Source organism: Rhabdaerophilum sp. SD176, from assembly GCF_030143245.1.
In the GTDB taxonomy this organism is placed as follows: Bacteria; Pseudomonadota; Alphaproteobacteria; order Rhizobiales; family Beijerinckiaceae; genus Rhabdaerophilum.
On the sequence record NZ_JARJNS010000005.1, the window covers coordinates 152302 to 165464 of the forward strand.

Consider the following 13163-nt stretch of genomic DNA (forward strand, 5'->3'; position numbering starts at 1 on the left):
CAACATTAACCCAACTTCGCGCTTGCACTTCACGAAGGCACAAGCGAGTGTGCAATATCTGTGCCGATCACGAAGGCGGGCCGATTCGACGCGCCGCACGACAGGGACAGGCAGGCGGTAGAGCGGGATGTCGATCAGTCAAAAACTGATGATGCGCCAGAGCCAGTCTCTGGTCATGACGCCGCAGCTGCTGCAGGCGATCAAGCTCCTGCAATTCTCTACCGTCGAGCTGCAGGATTATGTCGAGGCTGAACTCGAGAAGAACCCGCTGCTCGAACGGGATGCCCGGGCCGACGAGGCGCCGATCAGCCAGGAGGAGCGGCCGGATTCGACCGCCACCACGGCCGAGCCCGGAGACTGGGCCCGCGAGGACCTGCCCGCCGACCGCGCCACGCTGGAGCGCGAGACCGGAACCGATTTCGAGAACGCCTTCCCGGACGAGGCGGTGCCCGACCAGGCCTTGCCCCAGCCGGATTCCCCCTTCTGGAATCTCTCCGGTGGCAGCGGGAAGGGGGCATCGCTGGATGATGATGATCACAATCTCGAGGCGTATTGCGCCAGCGCAACGACCTTGCACCAGCATCTCGAAAACCAGCTCGGCTGCACCGACACCGATGATCTGACCCGCGTGATCGCGGCGCAGATGATCGACCAGATCGACCAGACCGGCTATCTGCTCGAATCGCTCGGTGATATCAGCCAGCGCCTCGGCGTGCCCGAATCGCGCTGCCAGCTGGCGCTGGAAATCGTGCAGGGTTTCGATCCGGTCGGGGTCGGGGCCCGAAATCTGGCCGAATGCCTCCGGATCCAGCTGCGCGAGAAGGACCGGCTGGACCCCGCCATGGCGGCCTTGGTCGACCATCTCGACCTCCTGGCCAAGCGTGAATTCGGCCAGCTCCGGCGCGTCTGTGGCGTCGACGAGGAAGATCTGGCGGACATGATCGCCGAGATCCGCCGTCTTGATCCCAAGCCGGGCCTGATCTTCGGCGCCAACCCGGTGGATCCCGTCACGCCGGATGTGTTTGTCCGCGCGACCCCGGATGGCGGCTGGCAGGTCGATCTGAATTCCGATGCGCTGCCCCGCGTCGTCGCCAACAAGACCTTCTATGCCCGCGTGGCCGGCAAGGGTGCCGAGAAGGAAGTGCGGGCCTTTATCGACGAGGCCTGGACCAATGCCAACTGGATCGTCCGCAGCCTCGAGCAGCGGGCCCGCACCATTCTCAAGGTGGCGAGCGAGATCGTCCGTCAGCAGGATGCGTTCTTCACCTATGGTGTCGCCCATCTCCGGCCGCTCAACCTGAAGATGATCGCCGATGCCGTGTCCCTGCACGAATCGACCATCAGCCGCGTAACGGCCAACAAGTTCATGTCGACGCCACGTGGCCTGTTCGAGATGAAGTATTTCTTTACCACGGCGATCGCTTCTTCCGATGGCGGCGCCTCGGTTTCCTCCGAGGCCGTGCGATATCGGATCAAGCAGCTGATCGATCAGGAAGAGGCGCAGGCCGTGCTCTCCGATGACGCGATCGTCGACAGGCTGCGCGAGATGGGCATCGATATCGCCCGGCGCACCGTGGCCAAGTACCGGGAAGGCCTCGGCATAGCGTCGTCCTCCGTACGTCGCCGCGAGAAGATGGCCGCCCTGCCGCGCAGCCGCGCCGGCTGAATCCTGCCGAATTTTGCTGCATCCCGCCCGGCTTGCGGGCAGTGCCCTGTTGCAGGGCAGCACGGGCTGTCGTTGACTTTGCGCGAAGCCCGGACGTAGCCTCTCCTTTCAGAACCAGAGGAGGAATCAGGCGCAGCATCCCTCACGGAACCCTGTGGCCGGCTTGGCCACATCGCACCCGAATCGGCCTCCCTCTCCCGGGTGGCCAGGCTCTTATTTGAGGTCTAATCCATGGCGATACGTGTTTCCGGCAAGAATATCGATCTCGGTGATGTGCTCAGGGCACAGGCAGAGACTCGGCTCAACGATGCGGTGCGCAAATATGTCGATGCCGGCTATTCGGGTCATGTCACCGTCGCGAAGGACGGGATCGGCTTCAAGACCGAATGTGCAGTCCATTTCGATCACGGCCCGGTCATGCATGTCACGGGCGAGGCCACGGATGCCTATCAGAGCGTCGGAATCGCGGTGGAGCGGATTGCCAAGCAGCTTCGCCGCTTCAAGCGCAAGCGCGACCGGCACGGCACCGACCGCCTCAACGCGGCGGATTTTGCCGGGATGCCGGCTCCGATGGTCAATGGCCATGATGATGCCGAGGATGACGTGATCGAAGTCACCGGTGGCGGCGCGGCCATCATCGCCGAGCCTCTGGCCGGCGCGATGCGGCTCTCGATCACCGGTGCCGTTGCCGCCTTCGAAAAGGGAACGGCGCCAGTCCTCGTCTTCCGCAATGCCGGCACCGAGCGGATCAACGTGCTGTACCGGCGCGAGGACGGGCATTACGGCTGGGTTGATATCGGTTGAACTTGCCCCGCCGGGGCCAGGGTCGAGTTGGCTCTGGCCTTCCGGCACGCATTCTGCTTAGAGGGTGCCCATGACGATCACCTCTCTGATCACGCCCGAATCGGTGCTGGCCGGCCTCAAGGGGAACGGCAAGAAGCAGATCCTCCAGGATCTTGCCGGCCATATCGCGCGCGTGGCCGGCCTGAACGAGCGCCTCGTCTTCGAGACGCTGCTCCAGCGTGAGCGGCTGGGCACGACGGCGATCGGACAGGGCATTGCCATTCCGCATGGCCGCATGGCCGGCCTCGGCCGGCTGGTCGGGTTCTTCGCCCAGCTCGCACGGCCGGTCGATTTCGAGGCTTTGGACGGTGAGCCGGTGGATCTCGTCTTCGTGCTTCTTGCACCCGAAGATGCCGGCGCGGACCATCTCCAGGCGCTGGCGCGGATTGCCCGGCTGTTCCGGGCGCCCGGCGTGCCGCAGAAACTGCGACAGACCGATGATGCTGCGGCGATCTATGCGATCCTGACCTCCGAGACGACGTCCCGCGCCGCCTGAGCGTGGCCTCGATAGGGCATCGGCCCCGGAGCACGCGCCGAAGCCGGCCTCGCCGGTGGTTCAGGTCTCCACCGGCCCCTGATCGTCAGGGGCTCTTGGCTTCGCCGGAGATCTTGTCGGTCAGCGCCATCAGCAGGCCCGAACCCACGAAGACCATGTGGATGACCACGAGCCAGATCAGGTCGCGGTCGCTGATGTTCTTCACATTCATGAAGGCCTTGAGCACCTGGATCCCGGAAATCGCCACGATCGACGACAGGAGCTTGAGTTTCAGTCCCGAGAAATCGATCTTGCCCATCCATTCCGGCCAGTCCTTCGCATCATCAACCTCGATCTTGGACACGAAATTCTCGTAGCCCGAGAAAATGACGATGATGATCAGCGATCCGGTCAGCGTCAGGTCGACCAGCGCAAGAACGCCCAGAATGACATCGGATTCGGTTGCGCTCAGGGCGTGAACGACGAAATGCACCGTCTCCTGGCCGGCCTTGAGCAGCAGCACGCAGAGCGAGACGACAAGCATCACGTAGAAAGGCGCCAGCAGCCAGCGGCTCCGGAAAAGGAATTGTTCGAGCACACGTTCGATCATGGGGGCACCTGGCCGGGAAAAGACAGGCAGCCCTTAGCATCCGGCGCGGCCGATGAGAAGCGGCATGCCTGTTCCGGCAGGCTCACCCTGCAGCTTGAGCCAGTCCGATTGGGCAGGACACGCCGGTGCCGCCGAGGCCGCAATAGCCGGCCGGGTTCTTGGCCAGGTATTGCTGGTGATATTCTTCGGCGAAATAGAACGGCCCCGCCTCGCGGATCTCGGTCGTGATCCGGCCGTAGCCGCGGGCATCCAGCGCCGTCTGGAATGCGGCCATCGAGGCTTCCGCTGCCTGTCTTTGGGCCGGACTGGCCACATAGATCCCGGAACGGTATTGCGTGCCGATATCATTGCCCTGCCGCATGCCCTGGGTGGGGTCATGATTCTCCCAGAACGTCTTCAGGAGCATGTCGTAGCTGATCTGAGCCGGATCATGGACCACGAGAACCACCTCGTTATGGCCGGTCAGGCCGGAACAGACCTCTTCATAGGTCGGGTTCGGCGTGTAGCCGGCGGCATAGCCGACCGCGGTTGTCCAGATGCCGGCACCGAGCTGCCAGAACTTGCGTTCCGCGCCCCAGAAGCAGCCCAGCCCGAAAATGGCCGTTTCCAGACCCTCGGGATAGGGTCCCTTGAGCGGGTGGCCCAGCACATGGTGCCGGCTGGCGGTGGCGATCGGAGCCTCCCGACCCGGCAGGGCGGTGGCGGCGCTCGGCATTTCGGATTTCTTGCGGAAAAACATCGGATTTCCCTTTCGCTGGCTTGTTGCAAGCTGGGGCCTCGCATGCAGCCGTGCAACCCCTGTCAACCAAACGTGAAACCATCGCGAGCATGCGCTTCGCAAGCCTTGCATTTTCCGCCGCACCCCGCCATAAGGCCGGGCTTGCGTCGCCCAGCGGCGTGATACCCGCGCCTTCCCGGCGCGCGTACGGACAGGTGGCCGAGTGGTTGAAGGCGCACCAGCGATGCCCGAGGGCATCGCGTCCGAAGCAAAGGAAATTGCGTGCGCCTTTCCGGCGCGCGTACGGACAGGTGGCCGAGTGGTTGAAGGCGCACCAGCGATGCCCCGGGGCATCGCGTCCGAAGCAAAGGAAATTGCGTGCGCCTTCCCGGCGCGCGTACGGACAGGTGGCCGAGTGGTTGAAGGCGCACGCCTGGAACGCGTGTATAGGGGCAACTCTATCGAGGGTTCGAATCCCTCCCTGTCCGCCATCATTCATAAAATTGGGAAATTGCGCGCAGCTAAGAAGCGCTGCGTTTCCAGCTCGGCGGCACGATCCGCCCGCGCTTGATCGCCATGAACAGCAGCACAAGGCCCGTTATGGTGCAGAACGCGAAGGCAAGGACCGACGATTCCAGCCCGAAACTGCCTCCGGTCAAGACTTCCGGCCCGCGGATGTTGGAGCGGATCAATCCCGGCTCGGAAATCGAACCGGAAACGATGCCGGAGAAAATGGCTGACTGCGTGTAGTTCCAGGCCATGTGGAAGCCGATGCTGAGCCAAAGTCGGCGGGTCAGCATAAAGGCGGCGGCAAGCAGGATGCCCGCTTCAATGCTGATGTAGATTGCGCCGGTTATCGTGCCAGCCGGGTTTGCCAGGTGCACAAATCCGAACACGAGCGCAGAAACAGCGAGCGAGATCCAGCTGCCAGCCATGTCTTCGACCGAGCGGAAGAGAATACCACGAAAGAAAAGTTCCTCGAAAAATCCGGAACTCAGCGCCATCGCGATTGCAGGAATCACGAAGGTCCAGGGGTTCAGACCGTCGATGCGGTACATCCCGAGCGCCATCAAGACGAGAATACAAGCGGTGTAGAGCCCGGCGCCGATCAACATTCCCGTTCCCCATTCCCGGCCTGCGCCTGAAAGGGAAAGCTCGCTCAGCGGGCGCCGCTCGATGAAACGGGTCCAGCCGGCATAGAAGGCGATCGCCGCGCTCGCCATACCCATCACAGCCGCAATCGCTTTCAGCGGGTCTCCCTTGAAATAGGCCATGAAGCCACTGCTGAGGCCCATCATGACAAAGATCGGGCCGCCGAGCAGCAAGAGACGGGCGAGCGGGGATTGCAGGATACGCAACCAGAGAGGCCGGTCGATGTTTTCTGCTCCGGACATGGAGAATTTCCTCGGCGGCGATCTTCAGCGGGTGGCCCTATACTTCATGAAGTGTGTCCGCCAACGCAACCGGAAAGTCCTCGCCGGGCTTCCGATTCTCCGCCAAAGTCCCGAGCGGGAATGAGGCTGGCAAGCAAGCGGGCGCTTTCCGGGCTTGTTGTTCATCGGGGATCGATGCTTGCCCCAGGCAGTTGAAATTTAACGATTGCACGCTAGAACCCGTCCCGGGTGCATTGTCCGGGCGTCGGGCAGGCAGGGTTTACGGAGGTCGGGCCGCCTTCGCAGGGAACCCGTATCCATGCGCCAGCCTTTCGCCATCCGTCATTTCCTGAAGAGTGAAGCCGCAGGCGGCATCATCCTGATGGGTGTTGCCTTCCTTGCCATCGTCATCGCGAATTCTCCCCTTGCGCCGGTCTATTTCTCGACCCTCGGCCGCTACATTGGCGGGCTGTCGGTCCTGCACTGGATCAACGACGCGCTGATGGCGGTGTTTTTCCTGCTGGTCGGGCTGGAAATCAAACGCGAGTTTCTTGTCGGCCAGCTCTCGACCTGGCCAAGCCGCGCCTTGCCCGGTCTCGCGGCCTTGGGCGGCATGGTGGTCCCCGGGCTGATCTACGTGGCGTTCAATGTCCAATCGCCGGAAACATTGCGCGGCTGGGCCATCCCGGCGGCGACCGACATTGCCTTCGCCCTCGGCGTGCTTTCGCTGCTGGGATCGCGCGTTCCGATTTCACTCAAGGTATTCCTGACCGCGCTGGCCATTCTCGATGACCTCGGCGCCGTCATCATCATCGCCCTGTTCTATACGGCCAAACTGAACCTGCTCGCCCTGCTGGGCGCGCTGGGCGTGCTTGTGGCGCTCGTGGCCCTCAACCGCTTCGGGCATCGGAAACTGCCTGCCTATCTCCTGCTTGGCGGGCTGCTCTGGGCGTTCGTCCTCAAATCGGGCGTCCACGCGACGCTGGCGGGTGTCATGCTCGCCCTGACGATCCCGCTGACGCCGCCACCGGGTGGGGTTGACGAGGAGGAGCCACCGCTGAACCGGCTTGAACATGCGCTTCATCCCTGGGTCGCATTCCTGATCATTCCGGTCTTCGGATTTGCCAATGCCGGCGTCTCGCTGGCGGGGGTCGGTCCGTCGGCCCTGCTCGCCTCCGTCCCGCTGGGCATCATGCTTGGGCTGTTTGTCGGCAAGCAGATCGGCGTGTTCGGCTTCGCCTGGATCGCCATCCGGACCGGTCTTGCCGACCTGCCGGCCAGGGCGACCTGGCTGCAGCTCTACGGCATCTCGCTCCTCTGCGGGATCGGCTTCACGATGAGCCTTTTCATCGGCCTGCTGGCCTTCCCCGGCTCGCCGGGCTTTCAGGATCAGACCAAGATCGGCGTTCTCGCGGGTTCGCTCTTGGCGGGAACGATCGGCTGGCTGGTCCTGCGGCTGGCTCCCGCCGACAGGCGAGACTGAGCCGGGCCGGAGCGGTCCGGGAAGGATCCCTGCTTGATCAACTTGCCAATTGTGGCATAAAGCGCCAATCTCAGGCAGAAATGTCGGGTTCAGGCGTGTGTACCGGAGTTTTCTCTGGTCGGAAGGCAGGACAGGGGAAATTCCGCGATGATTATCACGGGCAAGGACAGCAAGGATGCGGGCCTGCAGCCCGCCGGCAACCTCCACCGCCGCTCGTTCCTCCTTGGCGCGACGGCCGGTCTGGGCGCGCTGGCTCTGGGCGGTTGCGTCACGAATGACGGCATGAGCCTCGCCGAGGCGGAAAAACTTTACGGCGCGGTGCCGGACAAGAAATTTCCGATCCCGGCGGTCGATATCAGCCAGGTTGATCCGAAATACTTCCGCCGCACCGTGCGTATGGAGACCGACGAGGCGCCGGGCACGATCATCGTCGATCCCAAGAACTTCTACGTCTATCGGATCGAGGGCGAGGGCAATGCCACGCGCTATGGCGCCAATGTCGGACGCGAAGGCTTCCTCTGGAGTGGTGAAGCCTATGTCGGGCGGAAGGCCGAATGGCCGACCTGGACGCCGCCGAGGGAAATGATCAAGCGCCAGCCGGAAGTCGCGAAATATGCCCGCGGCATGCCGGGCGGCCCCGAAAACCCGCTCGGTGCGCGCACGCTGTATCTGTATCAGAATGGCGTCTACACGCTGTACACGCTCTACAGCACCAGCGATCCGGAATCGATCGGCAGCGGCGTGACCAGCGGTTGCACAGGCCTGCTGACGCAGGACATGATCGACCTTTATGACCGGACGCCGGTCAAGACGAAGGTGATTGTCCTGCCGGCCTGAGTGAGGCCAGCCATCATTTGAGGCTGTTGGCCAGGAAGCTCTGCAGCCTTTCGCTGCGCGGGTTCGACAGGATCTCGGCAGGTGGCCCTTCTTCCTCGATCACCCCGCGATGGAGGAAGATCACCCGGCTCGCCACCTCGCGCGCAAAGCCCATCTCGTGCGTGACCACCAGCATGGTCCGGCCTTCTTCCGCGAGCGAGCGCATCACGCGGAGAACCTCGCCCACCAGTTCGGGATCGAGCGCGGAGGTCGGCTCGTCGAACAGCATGACCTCCGGCTCCATCGCGAGGGCCCGGGCGATCGCCACGCGCTGCTGCTCGCCACCCGACATATGCGAGGGATAGGCATCCTTGCGATGGCTGACGCCGACCCGCGCCAGATAATGCTCTGCGCGGGCGACAGCCTCCGCCCGCGAAAGGCCGAGCACCCGGATCGGCGCTTCGATGACATTCTCGAGGGCCGTCATATGCCCCCAGAGGTTGAATTGCTGGAACACCATGGCGAGGCGCGCCCGCATGCGCTGGAGTTGCAGCGGATCCTCGGCATCAAGCTCGCCCCGGCGATCAGGGACAAGGCGTAACTCCTCGCCGCTGACGATGATCCGCCCGGCATTCGGCTTCTCGAGCAGGTTCAGGCAGCGCAGAACCGTGCTCTTGCCCGAACCGGATGAGCCGATCATCGCGATGACATCGCCCGATTTGGCGGCAAGGGACACGCCTTTCAGCACCTCGACCGTGCCGAAGCTCTTCCGGAGCTCCTCCGCGCGCAGCTTCTCGACCGGCCCGGCGGCCATCTCCTTGGACATGGGGAACTCCTTCATGGGCTCAGGAGGCGGCCGCTGCGCCGGAGGCTGTCTCCGGCAACCTTGCCGAGACGTTTTCCCGGCGTCACGAAAGTCTCGGCGGAGCGTGCGTAGAACATGCCGGCCGAAAGCGTCGTGACCGGAGTCAGGGCACCGGTGATCGGATCGATGATATCCGCCAGGATCTCTCCGGCCTTCACTGTTTCACCGGCCTTCCGGCGATAGGTGAGGATGCCGCCAGCCGGCGCGATGATCGGCTCCGAGGCCTCAAGCCGCGTCGGCCGGCACAGCAGGGGCGGCAGATCGGGCTTTTCGCCGTCGAGCACGCCCGCATGGCAGAGGAAACCCAGGATTGCGTGGGCATCGGCCTCGGCCAGATCCTGGGCGACATCCGACTGGCCGCGCAACTCCACCGTCACGGCATGGCAGCCGTCCGGCAATGGCCGGTCCGGCCTGGCCTTGGCCAGTTCCGCCCAGGGGCGGCTCAGCGCTTCGTCGAACGGATCACCGCCGGAAACATCCGCCAGCAGGATCGCCTTGGCGCCCAGAAGCGCGGCGAGCGGGGTGAAAGCGAGCAGTGAACGCGGTTGTGTGTAGAGATGGAGGGCGGCATCGGCATCGCAATGCAGGTCAAGGACAAGATCGGCATCCAGCGCAAGCCGGAGCAAGGCCGCCTTCAGATGCTGCGGAGCGCTGCTCCGCGGCTGCTGCCACAGGGCTTCGGCAAAGGCCTCGCGCACCGTGCGTCCGTTCAGGGTCTCGTCCATGGTCAGCCGGTCGCCCACGCGAGCGACAAGCAGTGCCGCAAGATCCGGAAAGTCGCGGTTGAAATTGCCGCCATCGGACAGCGAGAAGCGGCCGACCGGCAGGCCGAGAACCTGCTGGGCGAGACCGATCGGGTTGGCGACCGGCACGAGCGTCACCTGCCCGACCAGCGCGCCGGCCGCATCGAGCGCGGCCAGTTCGCGCCGCAGCACCTGCGCGCAGATCATGCCGGGGATTTCGTCCGCATGCAGCGCCGCCTGGATGTAGACATGCGGCCGGGCATTGCGGCGGCCGAACCGGTGCACGGTGAGGCTGTATTCGGTGCCCGGGCTCCCCGAGGGGATGGCGATTGTTTCGGTGGGCATGGTCAGGCTGCTTTCGACGGAATGGACATTGGCCGGAGATGCCGGAGGAAGCGTCCCTCGAGCAGCTTGACCAGCCCGACAAGGGCGAAGGTGATGACGAAATAGAACACGGCGACGAGCCCGAAGGCCTCGAACGGTGCGAGATGGTTGTAGTAGACGTCACGCGCGGTACGGGTGAGCTCGACAATCGTCACCGCGCTGGCGATCGAGGTGGCATGCATGACCATGACCAGCTCGTTGCCATATTGCGGCAGCGCCCGGCGGATCGCGCTCGGCAGCAGGATCCGGGTATAGATCGTCGCGGTCGACATGCCGAGGCTCCGGGCGGCTTCCAGCTCGCCGCTGGGCGTCTGGCGCAGGGCGCCGGCAAGGATTTCGGTTGTGTAGGCCGTGCTGTTGAGCGCAAAGGCGAGCCAGGCGCAAAACCACGCATTCCGGAAAAGCGGCCAGGCCATGCTCTCGCGCAGCCACTCGAACTGCGCGAGGCCGAAATAGATCATGTAGAGCTGCACCAGCAGCGGCGTTCCCCGGATCACATAGGTGTAGAGGAAGACCGGCTTCGACAGCCAGGGATTGCGCGACACGCGGGCAATGGCCAAAGGCACCGAGAGCAGGAACGAGGCCGAGACAGAGATCGCCATCAGGATCAGGCTGATTTTCAGCCCGTTGAGATAGAGCGGCCAGGATTCGGCGATGAGGGCCCAGTCGATCATCAGAATTCGACCTTTCTCACGCCGAGCGAGAAGCGCCGTTCCAGCCAGCCGAGCAGCAGGATGGAGATCGTGGTCACGGCCAGATAGAGCCCGGCAATCGTCGCATAGAAGGTGAAGGGCGCCCGCGTCGTGGCGGAGGCGAGATTGGCGCGGTGGACCATGTCATCGAGCCCGATGATCGAGAGCAAGGCCGTCGCCTTGATCATGACGAGCCAGTTATTCGTGAAGCCGGGAATGGCGTGGCGGACCATCTGTGGCAGGATGATCCGGCGCAGGATCTGGCCCTGGGTCATGCCATAGGCCTTGCCGGCCTCCATCTGCCCCCGGGGGATGGCAAGGATCGCGCCGCGGAACGTCTCGGTCAGGTAGGCGCCGAAGATGAAGCCGAGCGTCAGGGTGCCGGCCAGGAAGGGATTGATGTCGAAATAGCCGAGGCCCGCCCGGTCGGCCAGCGCATTCACCATGATCTGCCCGCCATAGAAGATCAGCAGCAGGAGCACGAGTTCGGGCAGGCCGCGGATCAGCGTCGTGTAGACATCCGCTGCCAGCCCGGCCATGCGCGAGCCGGAGAGCTTCGCCCCCGCGCCGATCAGCCCGAACAGGCAGGCGATCGACAGCGACGTGGCCGAGATCAGCAGGGTCGAGCGGAGACCCTCGAGGATGGCGGGAAAATAGCCATGGAGGAACATGAGAACGTCCCGCCTTCGCGCGAGGGTCGCCGGAATTCGGGATCAGGAGCCCGAGATGTCGAAATCGAAATACTTGTCGGCCAGCGCCTTGTAGCGCCCGCTCGATTTCAGGGCCGCGAGGGCCGCATTGATGCGGGTGCGCAAGGCCTCGTCATCCTTGCGGACGGCGATCCCGACGCCCGAGCCGGCGCCGATCCGGATCGCCGGGCCGAGCTGCGCGAAGCCCTTGCCTTCCGGCTTCTTCAGGAAGGCCTCTGCCGAGACCACCGACGAACCGAAGGCCACGTCGGCGCGGCCGACAGCGAGCTCCATATAGACTTCGGTTTCCTTGCCGGCGAGAACGATCTCGCTGCCCTTGTAGTTCTCGGCCAGATAGGCGGCGCGCGGCGAATTGCGCAGCACGACGATCTTCTTGCCCTTGAGCGAGGCCGGGGAATGGTCGGCAAAGGCGCCGGTCTTGGCCACGAAGCGCGAGGGCACGTCATAATAGGGGTCCGAGAAATTGACCGACTTCTTGCGTGCTTCGGTGATTGTCATCGAAGCGACGATCATGTCGAACTTCTTCGCGTTGAGCGCCGGGATCATCCCGTCGAACTCCTGCTGGACAAACACGCATTCCGCCTTCATCTCGGCGCAGATCGCGTTGGCAATATCGATGTCGAAGCCGCCGAGCTTGCCGTCCGGCGCGATCATCGAGAAGGGCGGGTAATTGCCTTCGACGCCGATGCGCAGCTTCGGGGCCTGGGCGATGGCCGACGGGGCCAGAATGAGGGCGAGGGCGGCCGCGCCGGCGGCCGACAGGAAGGTACGCTTCAGCATGCAGGATCTCCCGTTGGAATGCAGTGGATTGCTTGTCCGATCCGGCTTCACTGTGGCGAATAATTTTCATACAGTCAACACATGAAAAAATCTCTTCATTCACAAAATGACGCCCAGGGTGTCAGCGACATGGCCTTCGCCGCCTCCCCGCTTGGCCAGCAATTGCTGGAGCAGCAGGCTTCCGGCTCGGTCTCGAACCGGGCCATTGCCGAACACCTGCTCCGCAATCCAGTCCGGGGCGCATCCCTGTCGATCGAGGATCTGGCGGCGGCGAGCGGCGTCTCGACGGCGACCCTGTCACGCTTTGCCCGCCATCTCGGCTATGGCGGTTTCCCTGACCTGCGGGCGGCGCTTGCCGATACGCTGCAATCCGTCCTCCGCCCGGTGGAGAAGCTGCGCGGCGCGCTTGATCGCGCCGAGGGCGCCGCGCCCATGCGCGAGGGCCTCGAGGATACGCTGGCCAACCTGCGCGGCACGGCCGAGGGCCTTGTGCCAGGCACGATCGCGCGGATCGTCGAAAGGCTGACAACAGCACGCTGCGTCTATGTGATGGGTTTCGGGCTCTCGGCGCATCTCGCCGGCTTTCTTGCGCTCGGCCTTCAGCCCTTCTGCCACCATATCGTCAATGTGGTCGAATATGGCGGCACGGAAAATGCGGCCGGACGTCTGATGAATCTCGGTCCGGAGGACGCGCTCGTCGCGATCTCGTTTCCGCGCTACGCAACGGATGTCGTCCATCTCACCCGGTATGCTGCGGATCAGGGCGTGACAATCTTCGCGATCACGGATTCGGCAGCCTCGCCGCTCGTGCCCCTGGCGAGCGAGACGCTGATCGCCCAGGCGACGCATCCCGTCCTGTCCTCTAGCAATGTGGCCGCCCTGCTGGTGATCGAGGCTTTGGTCGCGGCGTTGATGGTCTCGAACGCTGACAATCTCGCCAAGGCCGCACGGCTGACCGACGCCATCTCGGCCTACCTCGTTTCGCAGCCGCCGAAGGCGCGTTAG

At 64.0% G+C, this 13163-nt stretch carries 15 protein-coding genes and 1 tRNA gene; 8 read left to right on the forward strand and 8 right to left on the reverse strand.

What is annotated here, in order from left to right:
* Positions 1-127: 127 nt before the first annotated feature.
* From rpoN to ptsN, 4 genes are all read left to right on the forward strand, one after another.
* Positions 128-1666: an RNA polymerase factor sigma-54 gene (rpoN, locus tag P0652_RS13010; RefSeq protein ID WP_284179261.1), complete on the forward strand. Its 1539-nt coding sequence runs from the start codon at positions 128-130 to the stop codon at positions 1664-1666.
* 3 nt (positions 1667-1669) lie between these two features.
* Positions 1670-1765, forward strand: a complete 96-nt coding sequence (locus P0652_RS18800) for an iron-sulfur binding domain-containing protein (protein WP_502947531.1) — start codon at positions 1670-1672, stop codon at positions 1763-1765.
* Between the two features lie 132 nt (positions 1766-1897).
* Positions 1898-2470, forward strand: coding sequence for a ribosome hibernation-promoting factor, HPF/YfiA family (gene hpf, locus P0652_RS13015; RefSeq protein ID WP_284179262.1), 573 nt, complete (start codon positions 1898-1900; stop codon positions 2468-2470).
* A 70-nt stretch (positions 2471-2540) separates the two neighbouring features.
* Positions 2541-3005 (forward strand): PTS IIA-like nitrogen regulatory protein PtsN, encoded by a 465-nt coding sequence (gene ptsN / locus P0652_RS13020; protein ID WP_284179263.1) that lies wholly within the window; start codon positions 2541-2543, stop codon positions 3003-3005.
* A gap of 85 nt (positions 3006-3090) precedes the next feature.
* Here the strand turns inward: ptsN and P0652_RS13025 are convergent, their stop codons facing one another.
* Entirely contained in the window at positions 3091-3594 is a 504-nt protein-coding gene (locus tag P0652_RS13025) for a TIGR00645 family protein (RefSeq protein ID WP_284179264.1), read from the reverse strand.
* A gap of 82 nt (positions 3595-3676) precedes the next feature.
* Positions 3677-4333: a peptide-methionine (S)-S-oxide reductase MsrA gene (msrA, locus tag P0652_RS13030; RefSeq protein WP_284179265.1), complete on the reverse strand. Its 657-nt coding sequence runs from the start codon at positions 4331-4333 to the stop codon at positions 3677-3679.
* Between the two features lie 380 nt (positions 4334-4713).
* Here msrA and P0652_RS13035 point away from each other — a divergent pair.
* Positions 4714-4803: transfer RNA gene (locus P0652_RS13035), tRNA-Ser, on the forward strand.
* Positions 4804-4833: 30 nt separating this feature from the next.
* Here the strand turns inward: P0652_RS13035 and P0652_RS13040 are convergent.
* Positions 4834-5670 carry a CPBP family intramembrane glutamic endopeptidase gene (locus tag P0652_RS13040; RefSeq protein ID WP_284179266.1) on the reverse strand — a complete coding sequence of 279 codons (837 nt, stop codon included), beginning with the start codon at positions 5668-5670 and terminating at the stop codon, positions 4834-4836.
* Between the two features lie 334 nt (positions 5671-6004).
* Here P0652_RS13040 and nhaA point away from each other — a divergent pair, with 334 nt between their 5' ends.
* On the forward strand, positions 6005-7168 hold the full coding sequence (gene nhaA, locus P0652_RS13045; protein ID WP_284179267.1) for a Na+/H+ antiporter NhaA: 1164 nt from the start codon (positions 6005-6007) through the stop codon (positions 7166-7168).
* A 147-nt stretch (positions 7169-7315) separates the two neighbouring features.
* Entirely contained in the window at positions 7316-8005 is a 690-nt protein-coding gene (locus tag P0652_RS13050; RefSeq protein WP_284179268.1) for a L,D-transpeptidase, read from the forward strand.
* Positions 8006-8018: 13 nt separating this feature from the next.
* On the opposite strand, the gene P0652_RS13055 is transcribed toward P0652_RS13050, so the two are convergent.
* Genes P0652_RS13055 through P0652_RS13075 form a run of 5 tightly spaced genes read right to left on the reverse strand, consistent with a single transcriptional unit; the run spans position 8019 to position 12158 of the window.
* Positions 8019-8810 carry an ABC transporter ATP-binding protein gene (locus P0652_RS13055; protein WP_284179269.1) on the reverse strand — a complete coding sequence of 264 codons (792 nt, stop codon included), beginning with the start codon at positions 8808-8810 and terminating at the stop codon, positions 8019-8021.
* An 11-nt stretch (positions 8811-8821) separates the two neighbouring features.
* The gene (locus P0652_RS13060; protein ID WP_284179270.1) at positions 8822-9937 is read right to left on the reverse strand and encodes a succinylglutamate desuccinylase/aspartoacylase family protein; all 1116 of its coding nucleotides are present in this window, start codon (positions 9935-9937) and stop codon (positions 8822-8824) included.
* 2 nt (positions 9938-9939) lie between these two features.
* Positions 9940-10650 (reverse strand): ABC transporter permease, encoded by a 711-nt coding sequence (locus P0652_RS13065; RefSeq protein ID WP_284179271.1) that lies wholly within the window; start codon positions 10648-10650, stop codon positions 9940-9942.
* Positions 10650-11339, reverse strand: a complete 690-nt coding sequence (locus P0652_RS13070) for an ABC transporter permease (RefSeq protein WP_284179272.1) — start codon at positions 11337-11339, stop codon at positions 10650-10652. Before P0652_RS13070 ends, P0652_RS13065 begins: the two co-directional genes overlap by 1 nt.
* Positions 11340-11381: 42 nt before the next feature.
* Positions 11382-12158 carry a transporter substrate-binding domain-containing protein gene (locus P0652_RS13075; protein WP_284179273.1) on the reverse strand — a complete coding sequence of 259 codons (777 nt, stop codon included), beginning with the start codon at positions 12156-12158 and terminating at the stop codon, positions 11382-11384.
* A 129-nt stretch (positions 12159-12287) separates the two neighbouring features.
* On the opposite strand from P0652_RS13075, the gene P0652_RS13080 reads away from it, so the two are divergent.
* A complete protein-coding gene (locus P0652_RS13080) occupies positions 12288-13163 on the forward strand; it encodes a MurR/RpiR family transcriptional regulator (protein WP_284179274.1) in 876 nt (291 codons plus the stop codon).